At 42.6% G+C, this 21,746-nt stretch carries 16 protein-coding genes; 6 read left to right on the forward strand and 10 right to left on the reverse strand.

The genetic code is table 11. From position 1 onward, the window contains the following. Window positions 1-95 precede the first annotated feature (95 nt). The 4 genes from C5745_RS11910 to C5745_RS11925 all read left to right on the forward strand — a co-directional run bounded on the left by C5745_RS11910 (window position 96) and on the right by C5745_RS11925 (window position 2,993). The gene (locus C5745_RS11910; RefSeq protein ID WP_105717232.1) at window positions 96-1,070 is read left to right on the forward strand and encodes a helix-turn-helix transcriptional regulator; all 975 of its coding nucleotides are present in this window, start codon (window positions 96-98) and stop codon (window positions 1,068-1,070) included. A gap of 153 nt (window positions 1,071-1,223) precedes the next feature. Next, on the forward strand, window positions 1,224-1,415 hold the full coding sequence (locus C5745_RS20095) for a hypothetical protein (RefSeq protein WP_133166343.1): 192 nt from the start codon (window positions 1,224-1,226) through the stop codon (window positions 1,413-1,415). A 196-nt stretch (window positions 1,416-1,611) separates the two neighbouring features. Then, window positions 1,612-2,229: a hypothetical protein gene (locus tag C5745_RS11920; protein WP_105717234.1), complete on the forward strand. Its 618-nt coding sequence runs from the start codon at window positions 1,612-1,614 to the stop codon at window positions 2,227-2,229. Window positions 2,230-2,315: 86 nt separating this feature from the next. Continuing rightward, entirely contained in the window at window positions 2,316-2,993 is a 678-nt protein-coding gene (locus C5745_RS11925) for a hypothetical protein (protein ID WP_133166344.1), read from the forward strand. 13 nt (window positions 2,994-3,006) lie between these two features. On the opposite strand, the gene C5745_RS11930 is transcribed toward C5745_RS11925, so the two are convergent. Genes C5745_RS11930 through C5745_RS11960 form a run of 7 tightly spaced genes read right to left on the reverse strand, consistent with a single transcriptional unit; the run spans window position 3,007 to window position 14,487 of the window. Next, a complete protein-coding gene (locus tag C5745_RS11930; RefSeq protein WP_105717236.1) occupies window positions 3,007-4,518 on the reverse strand; it encodes a glycoside hydrolase family 32 protein in 1,512 nt (503 codons plus the stop codon). Between the two features lie 51 nt (window positions 4,519-4,569). Further along, window positions 4,570-6,165, reverse strand: a complete 1,596-nt coding sequence (locus tag C5745_RS11935) for a glycoside hydrolase family 32 protein (protein WP_105717237.1) — start codon at window positions 6,163-6,165, stop codon at window positions 4,570-4,572. A 4-nt stretch (window positions 6,166-6,169) separates the two neighbouring features. Next, complete coding sequence (locus tag C5745_RS11940; protein ID WP_105717238.1) at window positions 6,170-7,279, reverse strand: hypothetical protein; 1,110 nt, start codon at window positions 7,277-7,279, stop codon at window positions 6,170-6,172. A gap of 26 nt (window positions 7,280-7,305) precedes the next feature. Beyond that, window positions 7,306-8,988, reverse strand: coding sequence for a RagB/SusD family nutrient uptake outer membrane protein (locus C5745_RS11945; protein ID WP_105717239.1), 1,683 nt, complete (start codon window positions 8,986-8,988; stop codon window positions 7,306-7,308). Between the two features lie 35 nt (window positions 8,989-9,023). Beyond that, window positions 9,024-12,149 (reverse strand): SusC/RagA family TonB-linked outer membrane protein, encoded by a 3,126-nt coding sequence (locus tag C5745_RS11950; protein WP_105717240.1) that lies wholly within the window; start codon window positions 12,147-12,149, stop codon window positions 9,024-9,026. A 48-nt stretch (window positions 12,150-12,197) separates the two neighbouring features. After that, a complete protein-coding gene (locus C5745_RS11955) occupies window positions 12,198-13,139 on the reverse strand; it encodes a carbohydrate kinase family protein (RefSeq protein ID WP_105717241.1) in 942 nt (313 codons plus the stop codon). A gap of 19 nt (window positions 13,140-13,158) precedes the next feature. Beyond that, complete coding sequence (locus C5745_RS11960) at window positions 13,159-14,487, reverse strand: sugar porter family MFS transporter (protein WP_105717242.1); 1,329 nt, start codon at window positions 14,485-14,487, stop codon at window positions 13,159-13,161. Between the two features lie 297 nt (window positions 14,488-14,784). Here C5745_RS11960 and C5745_RS11965 point away from each other — a divergent pair, with 297 nt between their 5' ends. Then, on the forward strand, window positions 14,785-17,538 hold the full coding sequence (locus tag C5745_RS11965; protein WP_105717243.1) for a substrate-binding domain-containing protein: 2,754 nt from the start codon (window positions 14,785-14,787) through the stop codon (window positions 17,536-17,538). Window positions 17,539-17,571: 33 nt separating this feature from the next. Here C5745_RS11965 and htpG read toward each other — a convergent pair whose 3' ends face one another. Continuing rightward, complete coding sequence (htpG, locus tag C5745_RS11970; RefSeq protein ID WP_105717244.1) at window positions 17,572-19,458, reverse strand: molecular chaperone HtpG; 1,887 nt, start codon at window positions 19,456-19,458, stop codon at window positions 17,572-17,574. Between the two features lie 158 nt (window positions 19,459-19,616). Here htpG and C5745_RS11975 point away from each other — a divergent pair, with 158 nt between their 5' ends. Beyond that, on the forward strand, window positions 19,617-20,627 hold the full coding sequence (locus C5745_RS11975) for an SMP-30/gluconolactonase/LRE family protein (protein WP_207795791.1): 1,011 nt from the start codon (window positions 19,617-19,619) through the stop codon (window positions 20,625-20,627). Between the two features lie 28 nt (window positions 20,628-20,655). Here C5745_RS11975 and C5745_RS11980 read toward each other — a convergent pair whose 3' ends face one another. Both C5745_RS11980 and trxA read right to left on the reverse strand, forming a co-directional pair. After that, window positions 20,656-21,219 carry a DUF4256 domain-containing protein gene (locus C5745_RS11980; RefSeq protein ID WP_105717245.1) on the reverse strand — a complete coding sequence of 188 codons (564 nt, stop codon included), beginning with the start codon at window positions 21,217-21,219 and terminating at the stop codon, window positions 20,656-20,658. A gap of 115 nt (window positions 21,220-21,334) precedes the next feature. Beyond that, window positions 21,335-21,652, reverse strand: a complete 318-nt coding sequence (trxA, locus tag C5745_RS11985; RefSeq protein ID WP_105717246.1) for a thioredoxin — start codon at window positions 21,650-21,652, stop codon at window positions 21,335-21,337. Between the last annotated feature and the right edge of the window lie 94 nt (window positions 21,653-21,746).

The raw sequence follows: 21,746 nt of genomic DNA on the forward strand, positions 1-21,746 counted from the left end.
TTTGTCGAATATTATCTAAATATTAATTTTTCGTTCTCCGTTGATTGACTGATATCCTTGTTTTTATTATTTTAGGGCATAAACCGATAAGAAGCATGTTTAAAACCAATTTTGTGCATTTTTCTGATGACCATGTTATATATAATTGTCGCCCGTTTGATGGCTATTTAGCTTTTCTTCCCCAACCTATTGAAACCGCGCCGGAAACGCATCTATCCTACCGCAGTTTCGGTGGCAAAGATTTCTGCTGGTTTGAATTTAAAGATACGAAGCTGTCTGCCGACTTATCTATGCAGATTACTGCTCCGGGGAATTACCTCTGGCTTCTTATCAATATGCGCACCGGAATTTCGCTGACATTAGACACTAGACATTTGGTCCCTAACGATATGTTGCTCTGCTACCAAACGCTGATCGATGACCATATGATCTCTTTAGATAACAACAGCTCCTGGTTTCTATTAGTAGGAATGGATGGCCTTAAGTTACAGGAACTCACAACGGAATACGCACAACTGAAGCCCCTGTTTGCGACCGTCGCTGAAGAGGACATTTCGCATCGTATTATCGGAACGATGAATCTCCATGCGAAGCTTAAACGTATATTGAACGGCCTTCAACAGATGGAATTCCGACCATTTAGTACCTACTACCAATTGGCCAATTGGAACATCCGGTTCTTCCGGCATGTATTTCAGGAAATGGAACCACCATCGATCGATAGAACAGATCACGAAATCGAGCTGTATTATAAAGCTATGGCCTATATACGGGACAACTTCTATGACGACCAAATAAATATCAAAACCGTTGCTAGCGCACTGCATGTAAGTGAAAGTACATTAAAAAGGGCTTTCCAAGACAAACCTTTTAAGGTGACCGAACAGATTATCGAGTTTAGACTTCAGGAAGCAAAGGAATGTATCCGGAACTCCGATAAACCGATTGCAACGATCGCTTCTTCTTTAAATTTTGCCTGTCCCAAGAACTTCAAACGCCTTTTTATCAAACGCTTTATGATAAGTCCGCTACAATATCGAGATAGCATGCGATTGAAGCGGTTGTTTTGACCGACGCTGGTACGGACCATGCTCTCTGCTTGCATGTGTCCTGTCTGATAGGTCATGATCAACGACTCAACGCACGTCGCTTTTGACGCATTGCGCTATACCATTGTGCCATATGAATAGAACAACGCCGTAACGATACACAGCAACAAGTCTATGGACATCGCCAATGATATGGATTACATCAACGATGACCCGATGCACATGTGCTTTCGTCCAGCTGTCATTACCCGTAACTCCATGTACCAGTCCAATGAACCAAAATACATCACCTTTGGCATATTGGTACATACATCTGATTCGTTGTTGATGCACAATGAGCCATTGTTGATGCACAACAGTAAGTAAACACTCACCACAAAATGTGATTTTATTTACCGGAAACGCCGTTTTTGAAACAAAAATAAAGACAAAGGGGTTAATCGGGTCACAACTATCCGATGTTGGTGAAAAAGTTGACCCAAATAGCCCCCCTTCTAGGAAACGTCCTTCCCTATATTTGAGGCGTTAATTCATTTTTTTAAACAATTTAAATTTAATCATTATGGCAAAACCAGTACTAACATCAAAAACGCGTACGGAATCAAGGTTGGTTCAATACGCCTCCAACGTGGTCAAAAAATCAAAGGAGAATGCAGATCTGTTTCCTGATGCCGCGGAGAAAGTAACACTATTGGAAACTGCGTTAGCGGATTACACGGATTCTTTATCCGAAGCAGCGTTCAGAGACATGCGGCAGGTGGTCATCAAAAACCAGCAAGCAGTTTTGGTCAGACAACTGCTCTATGACCTGTCGTTACATGTAGAGTCTGTCGCTAAAGGCGACCCCAACATTGTGTTGGCGGCAGGGTTCGTGCCTGGCAAGAACAACGCTCCCAACGCAGGGATATCGCCCAAGGCCAACGACCTGCGTGCTCTAGTTACCCATCCAGGAACGAACACTGTACAGTTGCGTGTCAACCCATGGCGCCCGGCAAGATTCTATCAGTTTGAATACCGCAAGGCTGGTAGTCTCAATGAATGGACAGCGGTACTTAGTACAAAATCCAAATTGGGCGTTTCGGATTTGAACTACCTACAGGAATACGAATTTCGGGTAACCTATCTCGGCACCAATCCAACACCTAATTACAGCGACACGGTACGCTGTGTAGTGGTATGACTTTTATTGATCCGACCTGCATGTAAGCAGGTCGGATATTTAGTTTACCGTATTTTTTTAGTATGTTTAAAAACCAATATATAAAGATGAAGAATATCATAATAGACCATCCGCTCCGTACCATCAGCTATCAAACACACGACGATCGCTACCCGCTAAATCACGAGACCCAAGCCTTGGATGATTACAGATTGGCACACGACCAGGCCTGGCGTATGAAGCTCCAATTCGAAAAAGAAAAAGGTGAGGCTCAACTTGCCCTCATCAATCTCCATAAATTGGATGAAGAGCGCCATGAATTCAACAATATGTTTGATTTTTATAAAGAGCAGATTGATTTCTCCAGCAAAAGTTTGCACACCGAACTGGAAGTTGGCTTTCAGGTCGAATTACGAAACTTCTATAACAGCGTCATCGGACAGCACCATAAACTAGTACAGTTTTACGATGTTATCGGTGCGCGTGACAGAGAATATACCCTCATCACGGATACCTATGTCAGAGGAGAAAAACCTATCGATCCATTGCATTTTGACGTACTCGATTCGGTCTTTAGGCATCACGAAGATATGCACGTGGATGTCGTTTCACTCGATAAAGATCTCCAGCAGTTTCTTGCTGTATTAACAGATGTTTATCTCCTCCTGGATAGTTATGTCCAGCAATACAACATACTGTACACCAGCTATAGTGATATCTTGCAAAAAACTGCGCAGTTGACAAAAGATGTGCAGGTGCTACATGCTGTTTGGGGAGAGCAGTAGAATTTCTACTGCCCTACTGTACTGCCTTCACTTGAAAAGCATCTAATCTATTCGCTTCGTCTGCTGCTATTTGCAATTTCGTAAACGGCTTCTTCGTAAAGAATAAAGCACTCATATTGCTTTTTCCTCCGTCAGCAAATAATTCGATGGAATTACGGTCCAGCAAGAAACGAATATCCAAATCACCTCCCTGAACCAATCGCGGCGCAACCGGATGATGGATAAATTTATCGCTGAAATTTGCGTCACCCGCTTTTGAACGATCGATGAAATACTGCTGCTTATCCCCATCATAACCAAATATCAAGGCATCCCCATCTTCATTCGATAACGTTACTTGGAAGCCGGTAGCTTTTTTCAACGTAAACGACGCGTCAAAGGTATTTTGGAGGGAAACGATAGCATCACTTAAATCTGCTTCATTGGCTAATTCTACCGACTTGGATTTGGTCATTATCTCGCTTACCTTATCAATTTCCGAAACAGGCATAGAGGTTAACAACCAGTTATCGCCTTCTTTCACTAAACCCAATTCCCTTACAATGGTCATCCCGCTTCGCCAAGTGGACGCCGGAACATCGTTGGCATATTCCCAGTTACTCATCCAGCCGATCAACAACTTGCGATCGTCGGTATTCGAAAAAGTGACGCCAGCGTAATTGTCGGGACCGTAATCCATCCAACGGATATCGTTGTGTGCACTCGTAAACGTTTTGCCATCAAAATCGCCTACAAAATATTGCGTCGCCGAGCCAGTGTTCGGTCCGCCAGGATTGATGCTAACTAATAATACCCATTTCTCGCCTTCAGCTGTAGAGAACGGTAGTAAATCCGGGCATTCCCACACACCACCGTGTGCACCTATCCCCTCACCAAATTCGCTTAGTCTTTCCCAAGCTTTCAGGTTTTTGGAACCATAAAAGGTTATGGACTGTTTAGTCGCCAACGTCATGATCCACTGTTGTGTTTCATCATGCCACATCACCTTAGGATCGCGAAAATCCCAAATGCCCGGATTAGGCAATACCGGATTACCATCATACTTCGTCCATGTTTTACCCTGATCCAAACTATAGGCGATACTTTGGGTTTGATGCAATCCGGTTTTCTGATCTTCAATTTCGTGGCTATGGTTGGTATATATAGCTACTAACGCGTTTGCGCCAAAACCTGCAGTATTGTCTTTGTCAATAACGGCACTTCCGGAGAAGATTGTTCCCAAACTATCAGGAAAAAGTGCAATCTCCTGCTCCTCCCAGTGTACTAAATCCGTACTCGTGGCATGCCCCCAGTGCATCGGCCCCCATTTTGCATCATCCGGATTATGTTGGAAAAACAAATGGTAGGTTCCATCCAGATAAACCAGACCGTTGGGGTCGTTCATCCAGCCATTTTTGGGAGAAAAGTGATAAGCCGGGCGATAGTCTTCCAAACTATCAATCTGCTGGTTTTGCTCTGTGGAGGTTTGCTGTGGTTGGCATCCGATTAGAGCAAGAGCCAATAAGCCAATTGTCAATTTATTCATCGTTATTCCTTTAATAATTTGTTTATAAAAGTATTTCATTAAACATCCCTATCAGGTTTTTGTTATGGCCATTCCCGATATTCTTATTGTTCCGTTATCTGCAAAAATAGCCCAAGGATTTTCATTCATTTTGTAAATACGATTGGTAAACGCAACGTTGTTATTTACGTAGACCGCACAAATCGAGTTTTCGATTACGATCTTGATATCAAACACTCTATTTGCAGGAACAACGAGCGGTGTAAAATTGAGTTCTTTCTTCGTTACAGTGTTTCTACTTTCCTGATGCATAAATAGGGAAGGCATGCCCCAACGATTGGATGAAGTTAAGTCAAAAGATACACTATAAACCTCTGATAGATCATCACAGGCCCCGAATGAAAAACCAAAACGTTCAGATTGTGACGCATCTATTTTCATCGAAATTTTTACCGGTTCCGTATTTCGATTGAATAACGCATAACTCCGGTCAGAAGATGAGGTAGCGATCGTATAGGTATTCCCCTCGTTTGAAACATTTCCTTCTGATTTTATCTGGGCAAAAGCCACTTTTGTATTAAACTTTGCATCCACGGCATTGGGAATGGCTGGATACAGCTTACCGCTCGGCTGTTTTATCAATTTATGCGATATCAATGATCCAGACCAGTGCAACTCGTTATTGCTGTTTACCGTCTGTCCGGTAGAACACCATCCCGATAGGTAACGTGTGGTGCCGTTACTCGCCGTCTTTCCGGCATACAGGTATAATCCATCAAACGTCTCGTGGTGTCCATCCGCATCACGACAAATCCTCCACGGACCATCGGGCGAATCCGAAATCCGATAAAAGGTTTTACGATGCTCATCACGATTAATACGGGAAAACGTTAGGTACCATTGGTTATCCATTTTAAATATATCCGGGCATTCCAATATTTCCGAGTCCGTTTCTATTTCGTGCTTTCCGGGATGGTCAGACGTTGTTGCTACTAAAGGCTCGATGAGTGACCAGTTGCTCAAGTCCGGAGATGTAAAACGTGCAAGTGTCCCTTTACCATCTTTACGGGTCGTAACCAGCATCACATAGCTATTACGCGTTTCGTCCCAATAAACATGGGGATCTCGGAAGTTATTTTGATCATATCCGCCCGGTGCTTGGAAGGCGGCTGCCGGTTGTTTCGTCCAATTTAGCATATCCGATGACGTAGCCATCATCACTTTTTCAGCTGGATTCAGATGGGCATTATGCCCGGTATAAAAGCTATAGTACGTATTATCTTTTTTTATAAAACTCCCCGTGCCTATCCACTCTTCTTGACTTCCTATCGCTCCAGAAGGTATGATTTCTGTAAAACCTTCAAAAGATGCAAAGTCAGCAGATCTTGTCAGATAAATAGGATGATGATTTGCATTTTCATACAGATAGAACAAGTAAAATTTATTGTCATCCGCATTGAAATAAGGCATCGGATCACCCACAAAGCCCTGTTGTGGTTTATAAAACAGCTGATATCCGCCGGCTTCTTGCTTGTTACTGCATGTTATAGACATATCAACCGTGGGGTCGGGTTCTGGATCGGTCGGAGCAGGTATCTCATTGTTTTTGCACCCTGTCAGCAGGTGTACAAAGAATAAAAATGGAAATAGGCCTATCATTGCTTTCATATCGTTATTCTTTAGGAAGTGCTTTCAATTCGTCCCAATACATCTGCTGTGTTTCGAAAGCCAGAGGCGACCCGTTAGGGTGCTCATGCGGCATCACCAGGATATTATTAATGATGGCTGTGCGATTCGCAGGAATTTCAAAAATCAACTCCTGCCATTCACCGAGATGGTCTTCGGAATACCATGCTCTTAACCAATCCTTATTGTTTTCGCCATCAGATTGTATTTCAAGCTGCACATCTCCAGCCACCTGTTTAAGCATCATAATGGAGAAACGGTTATATTCAGCAGGATCGATGTTTACTTTGTTCTCGTTCCAAAGTGCTCCTCCATGCCATCCTTCTCCTGTAACTGCATTTCGCACCATGGAAACACATAAAGGTGAAGCATTGATTCCATCGGTTTTAGGGTTGTTACTTTGGTTTTCAACCGCCGTTCCCAAATCCGCCCATTGGGGGGCAATGTTTTCACCGTTGAAGATGATCAACGGCTGCTTCGGCTCATCTCCTATTATTGCCGTGGCTGTATAGCTGAACGTTTCTCCCATATACGACAACGTATAGGTTACCGGCGAACTGAAATCAACATAGTTTCCTTGTGCCGGAGATATTTCTGCCCCGTCGGTGTATTCTACCATCGGGCTAAGCTGGGTCAGATCGGTACCCTTGGGTAAATAAATGACAATACTGTTATCATTTTGGTTGATCATACCGGTACGGTTCCCGATACGGAAAGCTGTTATTTCGGCTTTGATTTCCTTAACTATTACGCGATACGTCTGGAATACATTTCCATTATACACACGGTATACTACTGGCGAACTAGCAGAAAACTGGAAATTCTGCGCAACTCCGGAAGCTGGCTTTATTGCTGCATTGGCAGGCAAATCGATAACAGGTGCGACAGCGGATAAATCGGTACCCGCTGGAACTAGAACCGTGATTGTTCCGGTTTCGTTATCTACGACGCCATTAACATGGGCTACTTTAAACGCCAGCACATGGACATCAGCATTCAAATCCAGCGAATCGGCTACTTCTTGCTTGCAGGCATTAAAAAGCCCGCCGAGTAGTAGAACCAGTCCTATATTGATGATTATTTTTAACGTGTTCATACGATTTTATTTTTCAAACCCTCTTTTTAATATCCAGGATTCTGTTGGTACAGATACTTACTTAACCTAATCTGTGCTTCGGGAATAGGCAGGTACTCGTGCTTATTCGCTGCAAACTGTGCAGAAGCATAATACGATCGGCGCGACCGTTCCGCATTGTAATAAGCGTTCATAGTCTGCTCGGCTACGCCCCAACGCACCAAATCAAAAAAACGTTCGTTTTCCATAGCCAATTCCAGCCGTCTCTCCCATCGTAGTGCTTCCCGGGCGACTGATTCACTCCAGTTAATATTCACACCGTCTCTATAAGTTTCAATAAGTGTCTTGTCGCTGGTGTAACCTGTGAACTGCATGCTACTTTTTGCACGGGCGCGTATCTCATTGATTAAAGGCAAAGCTTCTTGAGGACGATGTAGTTCGATAAGTGCCTCAGCCCGCATCAATAAGACATCAGCGAAACGAATCAGAATCCGATTTTTGGTATTGGCATAGAAAGGAACCATCGGTACAAAACAATCGCAGTCGGGGTCTACATTTTCTTTTAACGAAGCGTATACAGAATAATCTGCCGGGTTACGATTCCAACTTTCTTCATACAAACGGTCTGTATTGTATTTATAAGGTAAACCCGGGATGGCTACCGTATGGAAAAGTCTTGGATCGTATTTTTCTGTGTTACTATAGTTATCCAATGTATTGTAATTTTCTATTGGTAACCCATTGCCCGTTGTGCGGAAAGCGTTGACCAAACTCTGGCTTGGTTTTTTAAAATCACAACAACCTAACCCCATCGGTACCGAAAGGACATCCGACAGGTTTACCCGTCCGAATTTCGTTCCATCGTCCTTCGAATATTGTACGGAAAATATAGCTTCTTTACCATTTTCATAACTATCGGGCAAAAAATTGAAGGCAAAATCAGCTTCCAGGCTGTAGTCCGAAGACAACACAATTTGCGTGTTTTGCAGTACTTTTTCCAAGTCTGCCGCATCAATTCCTGTGACGGTATTTCGCTCCGGATCACCTTGCCTATATGCTTTATACAAATAAGCTTTTGCTAGGTATGCAGCAGCAGCCGTCTGATTAGCCCTCCCGATCTCCGTTTGTGTCGGAGGTAAATGATCTACAGCATATTGAAAGTCATCAACGATTTTCTGCCAAAGCTCATCGTTCGACAGTTCCCGATTGGACACTGTTTCATAGCTATCGATCGGTGTATTTTCGTCTATATAGGGTACATATTTGAACAGGATTTTAAGCATAAAGTAAAAATGCCCCCGCAAAAAACGGGCTTCTGCTAGTTTTACTTCTTTACCCTCAAAGTCACCAGCTTCGTGTATCGTACGGATTGTCGTATTCGCACGGGAGATGGAAAGGTAACATTGAAACCATAGACGATCCACCTCGCCAAAATTGGTCATGATATTATTGGATACTTCCAAGAAATGAAAAACCTGTATATCCTGCGGACCAGAGCCGCCTTTATAGGCGTCATCTGAGCGGACAGTACCGTAAGGCCATAAGCTAAAAGGTACATCGTAGTGATCGTTTCCCAAAGCCGAGTAGGTCGCCGTAAGCAGCCTATCCACGTCATTTACCTGATCTGAACTAAGCACCCCATTGGGTGTTTCGTCCAGGAAATCGGCACAACCTGTTAACAAACCGGTGGCCAACATCATCGTAACTATTTTATTAAGTGCTCTTTTCATGGTGTAATAATGATTAACGTTTGTCTTCTAAATGATTAAAATATAACATTCAATCCTGCCGTCCAGGTGGTTGGAATAGGGTAACCCCATCCCACGTTTTCAGGATCTACCCCTGTAAATGCTTTTGATTTTACCGTGAACAAATTTTGTCCGGTCACATAGAAGCGTAGACGACTCATGCGCAATCGCGAAACCATGTCAGTGGGAAGCGTATACCCAAAAGACAAATTGCGTAATTTTAAATACGAGCCATTTTCTATATAGTATGTAGAAAGACGGCCTTCGTCGTTGTTATTGGTCGTTTGCAAGGCAGGAATATCGGAACTGCTGTTTTGCGGTGTCCAGGCATTCAACAAGCGCCTTCCCTTATTTGAATTGACATCGTCCACACTCCAGAAATCGGTCTGTTTTTTTAACCAGTTTTCTACATCAATACCTTGTACACCTTGAAAATAAGCAGAGAGATCAAACCCTTTATATTTAAGCGTTGCATTCAAGCTGTACGAAAAATCAGGATGTGGATTCCCTATCCAGGTGCGGTCAAGATCGGTAATTTCGTTGTCCGTATCATACACATTCACATAACGTAAACGTCCGATACCTTTACCTGTCTGGTTAACATGTGCATTCACTTCATCTTGGTTTTGAAAAATACCATCTGTTACGAATCCGTAGAACGAACCCAATGGACGGCCAATAATGTTATCGCCTTGACGGCCACCATACGAGTTTTCCACCGCTTCCGGCAAATGCGTTATCTTATTTTTATAAGCAGAAATAACCCCCGTTAATTCATAGTCCAGGCCAAAAGCCGTCTTATTACGATAACCAGTCGTCACATCAATACCTTTGTTCTCCATGGAAGCACCGTTTGCCCAACGATACCCGCCTTCACCCACCACACCAATATAAGCCGGATTAATCAACATATCCTTGGTGGCTTTCACGTACCAATCAATCGAGCCGAACAGGTTCTGCCCGAAAAGTGAAAAATCAAGACCGATATTGGTTTGTGTGGTTGTCTCCCATTTCAAATCATCGTTTTGGGTCTGGATCTTACGGTATCCCGATGGTAAAATCCCCGATCCGTTTCCTGCCAAGTCATAAGCTGTTCCATTTACGATATCCCAGGTCGGGTCGGCGACACCATATTCCGGTACAAAGAGTGCATAGGTCGCTAAGTTATCGATACCTTGATTTCCGGTCTGACCCCAACCTACCCGTAGCTTTAAGTCAGAAATAAAGCTTTTAGTGCTTTCCATAAAACGCTCTTCTGAAATACGCCAACCTGCTGTTACCGCAGGGAAGGTTGCAAAACGGTTATTTTTTCCGAAGCGTGAAGACCCGTCGTGTCTAACAGTAAAAGAAGCTAGGTAACGATCATCAAATACGTAGTTTACTTTTCCGAAATAAGAAAGCAAAGAAAAACCTGTCGAACCGCCACCTACTGCAGCTGTTCCGGTACTGACGCCTGGCCACATATATTCCGGTGTTTCAATAACGAAAGCGCCTTCTCCGGCGGTATATGCATTAAAGGATATGTCCCGTTGCCTATTCATCTCCATACCACCTAATATATCGAAAACATGCTTCTCTATTGTTTTTCTATAATTCGCGGTATTTGACCAAGTCCATTTCATCCCATGGCTTTGTTCCATGTTGACGCCCGTTCTATTATTGTTCAAAAAACCGGATTGATAGGAAACTTCCATGTGACGTTTATAAAAGTTGCCATAGTCAACACCATAACTGGTTCTTACATGCAAGTCCTTGATAATCTCTAAATTTGCATAGACATTTCCGAAAAGCCGCCAATAATTGTAGGCGTTATTCCGATTGTCGTAAAGCAATCGCATAGGATTATGTCGGTCATTCATCCCTTGAGAAGGGCCTCCCCAACCGATACCATCCACGGTATGCAACGGAATAACGGGCAACGCTTTTAATGAAAGATCCAGTACGTCCCCCGGCACCTGAACTTCTCCCGTATTATTCACCGTGAAGTTTTCTCCTACGACCAGTTTCCCATCAAAAAACTTATAGTCGGTATTCAAACGAGCCGATATGCGTTTAAAATTCGTATGCTTCAGCGTTCCGTTATTATGAAAATACCCCAACGAGAAAAATGAACTGCTTTTGTCGGTTGCTGAACTAAATGAAGCATTATACGATTGAATCAACCCCGGTTTAGACACCTCATCGAACCAATCGGTATCAGAGGCACGCATCGTCTGTCTGCTGTCCAGAAATTTAGATACATAAATATGATCCAACTGCGGCTGACCGTCGGCACTGTTACTCCAATCAAACTGATAACCGATGTTATTACTATTCGGATTGGCTCCGCTGTTCATCATGGCCTGCCACATCGCTTGTCCGTATTCCTGTGCATTGAGTACCTCCATACGGTTATTGAAAAAGGTGCTTGTCGCGAAAGCATCAAAAGTGAGCTTCGGATCACCCGATTTTCCTCGCTTGGTCGTGATAATAATAACGCCATTTGCTGCCCGTGAACCGTAGATGCTCGCAGAAGAGGCATCCTTCAATACTTGTATACTCTCAATATCGTTCGAATTCAACTCATGCATTCCTCCCTGGGTAGGTACGCCGTCAATAACGTATAAAGGGTCTTGACTACTATTTAAGGAGCTAATTCCACGCATGCGTACCGTAGCGGCGCCACTGGGATTACCATCTGCTGTTACGGTCATCCCCGGAACACGTCCTTGTAAAGCTTTAATAGGATTGTTTTCGGGCGCTTTCATCATTTCCGTCACATTCACGACGGAAACCGCTCCGGTCAAATCTTTCTTGCGCTCAGTTTGATAACCCGTAACCACCACTTCTTCCAATCCCTGTTCAATACTGATCAGACGAATTTCCATAAATCTTGCGGCTCCTGTGGCTATGGTTTGCGATTCGTATCCCACATAGGAAACTTCCAGAGAAACGTTACTACCGGTTAGCAACAACGTAAATTCTCCTTTTTCATTCGTTTGTGTTGCCTGCTGCGTTCCCCTGACCACTAAAGATGCACCCACTATGGGCACTTCTGTGCTGCTGTCTGTCACCCTTCCTTGAAGTGTTACCTGCTGTGCAAAGCTGGTAACAGAAAAAAGAACCAAGTACAAAAGCAGGATTGCTCTCTTTTTTGTAAACATATAATCGGTTGCTTGTTAATGAATAAAATATTTAAGTTTATTGTGTGTTTAATATTTGGTATTGTCTAAAGAATTCAACCATACGAACCTATTGATCGTAGGCGCATCGTAACTTGGACATGCTCCTGTACTCTGCGTCACGAAGGCACTTAATGTTGTAGCAAACTCCAACATTTCTTCCGGTGTTACCTGTTTATCCTGGCGGCAGCGCTGCGTTAGAAAGGCGGCCAAAAAAGAATCACCACTACCAATAGTATCTTTCACTTCGACTCTTAATGCGGGAAAATGGTAGGAGAATTTTCCCAACCAGGAATGGTAGATAGCCCCCTTTGCCCCATAGGTTACGATAAGCTCATTAATGCTAAAGGTAGTCATAATGGCTTCTGCTTTTTTGGCGTCAGTATCCGTATCTGGTAATCCCAACCATGTCGCTACAAAACCCAGTTCCTCCTCGTTCATCTTCACCAAATCAGCATAATAGAGTAATTCAAAGATGCGTTCTCTTGTATAATGCGGCGCGCGTAAGTTCACATCCAACACTTTGTAATTCGCTACTTTTATTAAGGTTTGAAGCGTTTGATAACTGATATCATTACGTGTCGATAAGCTACCGAACACGAAAAAATCAGCTTGTCGTACGGCTTCTATTTCTTTTTCTCCTAGCGCAATGTAATCCCAGGCAACAGGAAATACGATTTCATAACGCACATCTCTGTTTTCATCGATATGGACTTCTACTGTCGATGTTGGATAGGTGCTATCTTTTTGGAAAAGCGTTAGGGGAATAGCTAATTCGGCACATAGCGCTATAATATCCTCTCCGTCTGCATCATCACCTACACGTGTAAGCATATGCGTATGGATACCTAGCTTATTTAAATGATAAGCTACATTGAGCGGCGCACCGCCTAGCTTTCGTCCGGTAGGCAAGTTATCCCAAAGCACTTCGCCGAAACAAATACCGTTGATATTTAATCTTTCGTTTTTCATTTATGCTTGCAGTTTATTACTAATGAAATGGCATGGTATTGCTCATATCTTCGAGCGATTTTCCTTTGGTTTCCGGCATCAGCTTCCATACGTATAAAAACTGGAGTACCATGCATCCGGCAAAAATCAAGAACGTATAACCTCCTCCTAGTAATTCGGTAAGTGCAGGAAAACAGAACGTAATGATCGCCGCCATGACCCAATGGGTTAAGCTTCCCAATGTCTGTCCTTTGGCTCGGACATCGTTCGGGAAAATTTCGGATATAAACACCCAAATTACCGCGCCTTGTGAAAAAGCAAAAAAGGCAATAAATAACATGAGATAGATGGTTACTGCCAAGCCCTCTATAACACCGGAGAAAAAAGCATACGATACCATCGATAGGGCCGCAACCATTCCAATAGAGCCGATAAACATCAACTTACGTCGTCCAACCTTATCGATAAAATTGATTGCTAGTAGCGTGAAAATAAAATTGACTAATCCGATTCCAACGGTAGACAACAATGAACTTTGCGCGCCCAATCCTGCCATTTCAAAAACGCGAGGTGCGTAATAAATAATGGCATTAATACCCGATACCTGATTAAATACCGCAAACAGAATCGCCAGTATCACGGGGAAGCGGTTGGCTTTCGAGAACAAACGGCTTTCTCCCTTACCTTGGTTCTTTTGCTGACTTCGTAGTATCAATTCAATATCGTTATCGGCCTGCTCGCCACTTACTTTCTGCATAATAGCCGTCGCTTCCACTTTTTTTCCGCGGTGCAACAATAACCAACGTGGGCTCTCCGGTACGAAGAAAATCAAGATAAAGAAAATAAGCGAGGGAAGTGCCTGTACACCGAGCATCCAACGCCAAGATTCTTCTCCCGTTTGCCCGATAAAATAATTCGACAAGTAAGCAATCAAAATCCCTAAAACGACGTTAAACTGAAATAATCCTACCAGCTTGCCACGTGATCTTGCGGGTGAAATCTCCGATATATAGATAGGTGCCGTTACGGACGACACACCTACACCAATACCACCCAAAAAGCGGAAAAGGATGAACGTATTCCAATCTTGTGCCAATGCGGTGCCAATAGCCGAAAAGAAATAGAGTGCAGCTACCAAAAACAAGGTTGTTTTACGCCCTAATTTATCGGATGGATAAGCGCCCATCGCCGCGCCAGCAACGGTACCTATTAAGGCTATCGCCATGGTCAACCCGTGTTGAAATTCGCTGAGCGACCAGAATAGCTGAACGGCTTTTTCTGCACCGGAAATTACGGCCGTATCAAAGCCAAATAGAAATCCGCCTAAGGCCACTACGAATGACCAGGCTAAAACTGTGTTTTTGTTCATGTTACTTTATTTACAACTGATTAATCCAAAATTAACATGGACTTCATCTTTGTTTAAATAATGGTCAACTTAATTATATCAAATTTGTATCAATAGCGATCTGTTTTCAAGTCGCTATATATCAATAGATTAAAATTCACAAGAATATTTAAGGCTATGAATTTTCTACCGTTTCTTTAGATTATGTTACCTATCTAAACGATCAACAAAGAGTGTATTTTAAACACTAAGATTTGTTCTTTTTGTTAAGAAAAAACAATTTCACGTATATTGTCAAGAAAATTCAAAAACACGGGGATGTCAAAGTTTTATCTTCTTTTTGCTTTCGTGACGCTTCTCGGCTGTCACGCCTGTCAGCCGAATGGAAATAATACGCAGTTCACTATCGCTTTTTCACAATGTATCGGTGACGACGCTTGGCGGGAAACCATGTTGGATGAGATGAAAAGGGAACTTTCTTTTTATCCGGATATCGAATTTATCTACCGCGATGCTGGCGGAGATAATCAAATGCAGATACAGCAAATCAAAGCACTGCTCGAACAGGACATCGATCTGCTCATTGTTTCTCCCAATGAAGCCGAACCATTGACGCCTATTGTCGATTCTGTTTTTCGAAGAAATATCCCTGTGATTGTTACCGACCGCAAAACTTCCTCCGGTTTATACAACGCGTATGTTGGGGCGGACAACCTCGCGATTGGCAAACTAGCCGGACAGTTTATTGTACATGCGCTCGGGGGGGAAGGACAAGTAGGTATCATCACCGGACTGAAAGGTACATCGGCATCCATCGAACGGAAGAGAGGATTACTTAATGCATTAGATAGTGCAGGCATGGTTCGGTTGGGTGTTGAAGTTCAAAGTGATTGGGAAAGACATAACGCCTATACCCAAGCTAAGCAGCATATTGAACAACTTCTTGAGCAAGATATTATTCTGGCTTTTAATGATCAGATGGCTTTTGGTGTCAGTCAGGCGCTTCAAGAAGCGGGTGAAAACAAGAAAAGAATTATCGGTATTGACGCCCTTCCCGGCGAAGGCAATGGATTATCGGAAATTGTTAAAGGAACATTATTCGCTTCGATGCTCTACCCCACTGGTGGTACGGAAGCTATTCGTACAGCGATGGCGATTTTGCAACGTAAACCCTATAAACGGGATAATATACTAGGAACCGTCGTCATCAATCAGGATAACGCAGAGCTCATGATGCTGCAATCTAACAAAATACAGGAACAACAAGAGGATATAGACAAAAGGCAAGAGCTTATTGTTGAACAGAATACAATATACCGAAACCAACAGACGACATTGAATGTCTTGATAGCAAGCTTGGTATTAGCAGTGGTGTTTGGGGGGATCTCGATTATCGTTATCAAAAGTAATTGGGAAAAAAACAAGCATCTCGAAAAACAAAACGAAGAGATACTTTCACAACAGCAACAGATTGTGGAGATGAATGAACAGATACAAGCTACTTCTGAAGCACAAAGCAAGTTCTTCACCAACGTCTCTCACGAGTTTAAAACACCGCTTACGCTTATTCTTGCCCCTATGGAAGAATTGGAAAAAGAAAAAAACTTGTCTTCTGAAGGCGTAGACCAACTGGCACGTATAAAACGGAATGCAAAGAAACTTCAAAACCTCGTTATCGATCTGATTGACATTCACCGTATTGACAAGGCAAAAAGAAAGCTGCAGGCTGCTCCGGTACAGATTGACGCTTTTATCCAACAGGTATTGGCTAGTTTTAAACCGCTGTCACAAAAAAAACGTATATCGTTAAGCTATAGCAGCAAAACGCCTGTCAAAGAAATCTGGATTGATGAATACCTAATGGAGCAAGCGTTTTCCAACCTATTATCAAATGCCTTTAAATTTACTGAAAAGGGCGGAAAAATAAGCGTCGTCGTCGAAGAAAACACCTTTGGGGACTATTTATACATCCGGGTAGTCGATAACGGAAGTGGTATATCGGTTACGGACATAGATTACATCTTTGATAATTTTTATCAAGGCGAGCAACATCTTTCTGGTTCAGGTATTGGATTGGCTTATGTAAAGGAGATTGTCGAACTGCATCACGGGCAAGTGACCGTCAGTAGCAAAGAAGGAATCGGTTCGTCGTTCACGTTACGTTTGCCAACGGGTCATCTACATTTATCAGAAGACGAAAAGAAAGGATTGTCGGACAATACTTCCACGCGACAAATGGAACGTGAGGAGTACATCATAAACATAGAGGAGCTAACGGAGGAAACCGTTTCTTTTTATTCCAGTAAAGCGGCTAATATTCTGGTTGTTGACGACCATCCGGATATTCGTCTATTCTTGAAGGATATTCTTGAAAAAGAATACAATTTGCTGTTCGCCAAAAGCTATGTGGACGCAATTGCAAAAATGGAGAAAAGTTATCCCGATTTGATTGTGAGTGACATTATGTTGCCCGATGGAAGTGGTTTAGAACTGTTAAAAATGATCAAGAATAGTCCGCGGTTTAATAAAACCCCGGTGCTATTGCTAAGTGCACTGGATACCGAAGAGAGTAAAATCGAGGGAATGCGCTTAATGGCGGATGCCTACCTTACCAAACCCTTTAATGTCGAACATCTAAAAGCAGTAATAACCAACCTCATTACCTCCCGACGACAGCTGAAGGATCATTATACCAGCATTTTAGAGCTGAGCGAAACGGCAACGGATATAAAACAACATACTGTACAGGATAAGCGGTTTATGCAAAGTTTAGATATGGTGATTGAGGAACATATCGGGGAAAAATCACTCAGCGTAGAAGATATAGCACATGCGCTGAATATCTCGCGTGTACAATTGTATCGCAAAACCAAGGGGCTATTGAACAGTAGTGTAAACGAATATCTTCTCCAACGTCGTTTAGCCAAATCTAAACATCTTTTATTGGAAGGATTGCATATCAACGAGGTGGCTGAAAAAGTAGGTTTCTCCTCAGCAGCCTATTTCGCAGCGGCTTTCAAAAAACAATTTGGTATTACGCCAACGGCATACAAAAAGGATAAGTTGAAATAATAATGGGTTGACCGCCGGTCAACCCATATTTTATTAAATCATTCCGACGCTACGTTTGATAAAGGAAGTTAAATCTGCACCTTTTAACAGACCACGAGATAACAAGGCCAAATCAAAAGCCTGTTTCGCCAGTTGTGTTCCCTCCTCTTCGGAGCTCTCTAAAATTCGTTTTATCAACGGATGATTTCCATTGACAGTTACCTTATAGTTATCCGGTAATGTGCCGTAGAAGCCCATTCCACCGCCTGTTTTCGCCATATCTTTCATCCGGCGCATAAACTCATCCTCCGTAACAGAAACCGGTAGGCCATCCGCGTGTAGCGCATCGACTTCCACTTTCATATCAGCTCTGGAAATCGCTTTCTCAAAGATTTCCGATGCTTTCTTTGATTCTTCTTCGGATAAAGATAAAGTCTGTGTTTCCTCTTTCTGGATCAATTTGTCCGCGACATCTGCATCTACACGTTTTGCCTGAATTTTTTCGCCGCTTTTTTGTTCCAAATAACCCACGAAATGATTGTCAAGTTGGCCATCCAAAGCCAATACATCATAACCTTTCTCTTTCAAGGACGCGATGAAACCGTCTTGTTGCGAAGGATCATTGGTGTACAAGTATACAATATTACCATCTTTGTCCACTTGAATATCTTTTACTTTTTCGTAGTATTCTTTCAGGGTGAAGGTTTCTCCATCTACATTCGACAGCAGGCAGAAATCGTTCGCTTTTTCCGCAAACTTTTCATCGCTCAGCATACCATATTTGATAAAGAGCGCTATATCGTTCCATTTTTGTTCAAAGTTTTTACGATCAGCCTTGAATATCTCATTCAACTTATCGGCAACTTTCTTCGTGATATAATTGTTAATCTTCTTCACGTTGCTGTCCGCCTGCAGGAAAGAACGGGATACGTTCAATGGGATATCCGGCGAGTCGATAACACCTTGTAGCAACATTAGAAATTCCGGTACAATGTCCTTCACCTCGTCTGTAATGAATACCTGGCGAGAATATAATTGAATTTTATTCCGCTGGATATCCATTTCGTTCTTTATTTTGGGGAAATACAGAATACCCGTTAAGTTAAACGGATAATCGACATTGAGATGTATCCAGAACAGAGGTTCGTCCATTGAATAGGGATACAACTCACGATAAAATGCCAAATAATCTTCATCTTTTAGTTCGGATGGTGCCTTCGTCCATGCCGGTGTTGTATTATTAATAATATTATCAACTTCTACCGATTTATATTTTGGCTTGCCTTCTTCGTCTTCCCCATCGGGCTGTGATTCTGTTTTTGTTCCAAACCGTACAGGAACGGGTAAGAAACGCGCATATTTATTCAAAATCTCGCTCAGACGACCTTCATTCAAAAACTCTTGTGATTCTTCATTGATATGGAGAATCACGTCGGTACCGCGTTCTGTGCGGGTGCCCTCGCTTATTTCGTAAGAGGTACTTCCGTCACACGTCCAGTGTGCTGGAGCAGCTCCCTCTTGATGAGATAACGACTGAATTTCGACTTTGTCCGCTACCATAAAAGCGGAATAGAACCCGAGACCGAAACGACCGATGATCTCGTTAGCATCGTTCGCCTCTTTAAATTTCTCCATAAACTCTGTAGCACCCGAAAATGCTATTTGGTTAATGTATTTCTTGATCTCCTCCGCTGTCATACCAATACCACGATCGGAGATGGTAATCGTTTTGGCGTTTTCGTCGAATTTCACGTCGATGGTCAGATCACCCAGCTCACCTTGAAACTGCCCTAAAGAGGATAATCTCTTTATTTTTTGAGAAGCATCAACGGCGTTGGAGACCAACTCGCGTAAAAAGATTTCATTATCGGAATAAAGAAACTTCTTAATCACCGGAAAAATATTCTCGGTGTGGATCGAAATACTACCTTTTTCTTGCATATATTACTTAGTTTTTGTCTATAAAAAATCAATTACAATCATATCAAGGAGCATTCCATTTGTCTTTTTTAGGACAGGATGACAGTTATCGAAAGAAAAAATGTAATTTAGACAGTCGAACGATATGGATACGCGAACAGTTGATAAAACGCCCCTTTATGAAGCTTCTATTTATTTCTTCTATTTTGATGACTATATTTGTCTTTAATAACCCTCAACAGTATAAACAAATGACGTACGATACAACCGGTAGCATAATACGCTATAACCCTGCCTTAGATACTATTATCGACAGCTCTGCAAGGGCAGAAATCATCGCCGAGGGCTTTGAATGGAGCGAAGGACCATTATGGGTAGAAAGTGAGCGAATGTTGTTGTTCTCGGACGTGCCCGCCAATACGATTTACAAGTGGACAGCTGAAAATGGAAGCGAAGTTTATTTAAAACCTAGCGGTGATACGGGTGATAATCCTAATCGACGTAAGGAGCCGGGCAGCAATGGGTTATTATTAGATGATTTCGGAAACCTGGTGTTGTGCCAACATGGTAACCGGCAACTTGCCCGGATGAACGCTCCATTGCGGCAACCCCAAGTTGCTTTCCAGACATTGGCAGATACATATAATGGTAAACGGTTGAGTAGTCCCAATGATGCGGTGTACAATAAGGAAGGTGTGTTATTTTTCACAGACCCGCCTTATGGATTGCCCACACAGCGTGATGATGACCCCGAAAAGGAAATCGCTTTTAACGGCGTATATAAAGTAAAACAAGGTGGTGAAATCATATTACTGACCGATAAGATTAGCAAACCCAATGGTATTGCCTTCTTCCCGGGCGAACAAAAGCTATTGATTGGTAATTCCGATCCGAGTGCGGCCGATTGGTATATATTGGATTTGGCTGATACTGTTGTAACGCCAAAATTATTTTACAGCGCTACCAATGAACGTGATGGTTTACCTGGATTGCCAGATGGATTAAAGATTGCCAGCAATGGAATTGTATATGCAAGTGGACCAGGTGGCGTGTGGATATTCGACAGCACGTCCAACGTACTTGGTAAAATAGCATTGGATGAGGCTGCTTCCAATGTAGCTTTGTCTTCTGATGAGAAAACACTGTATATAACGAATACTGGAAAGGTGTTACGTGTTAGACTAAAATAACACCTTTCTAGCGGTTTATTGACAGCTCTTAAAGGGTTAATATACCTCGAAAACCGCGTGCAGCATAATAAGATTCTGCGCCGTTATGGTAAATAAATACCTGACCGTATCGCCAATCTCCGAAAATAGCACCACCTTTTTCTCGGATGGCGGGTGGTGTCAATACCCAACTGGAAGTTTTCGCGTCAAACTTTCCAAGTGTCTGCAGTGCGCGGTACTGTTCCTCTGTTAAAAGATCGATACCCATCTCAGCAGCCATCCCAACGGCGCTATGTTTGGGTTTGTGTTCTTTTCTGGATTCCAATGCTTCTTGATCGTAGCAAACACTCCGCCGCCCTTTTGGACTCTCGGCAACGCAATCACAAAAAACATATTCGTCCGCTTCTTTCTTGTAATCTATTACATCTGGTTCGCCGCCCGTTTCTTCCATTTGATACAGCGACCATAGCTTTTTTGGACTTGCAACGAGTTTTTCCTGTATCTTTGCCCAATCCAAATCAGGATGGCGGTTTCTGTTTTCTTCAAATCGTGTTTTCAAGGCGTCAAGAAACTTGTCTGTTTGTTCCTGCGATAGTTTTGTCTTATTACTCATGGTGTAGCGCTGTTTGATTGAGAAAAACGAATATACAATAATTCTGTTTTTTGCTGAAATAGAAAAAGCCGGTCTTCGAAAAAACCGGCTTTATTTTCATTAGTCTTGTTTGAACTTAGAGCTGTTTGCTCAATTTCTCTACTAAAACAGATTTCGGCACAGCCCCGATCTGCTTGTCGACAATTTCACCGTTTTTGAAGAATAATAAAGCAGGGATATTGCGAATACCATACTTCACGGAAATGTCGGGGTTGTTATCGACATTTACTTTTCCGACTACAGCTTGTCCGTCATACTCTGAGGCGATTTCATCTACTATGGGGCCAACCATACGACAAGGGCCACACCATTCTGCCCAAAAATCGATTAAAACAGGTTTATCTGATTTAAGAACAAGCTCTTCAAAATTGCTGTCTGTAATTTCTAATGCCATAATATTTAATTTTTTGATTTCTCTAAGTAATTAAGCAAAGATAGAAATTTGACGAAAGATAATCGTCATTTGCTCTTCACAAAAATTTTTATAG

It is taken from the genome of Sphingobacterium haloxyli (assembly GCF_002980525.1).
GTDB classification, from domain to species: Bacteria; Bacteroidota; Bacteroidia; order Sphingobacteriales; family Sphingobacteriaceae; genus Sphingobacterium; species Sphingobacterium haloxyli.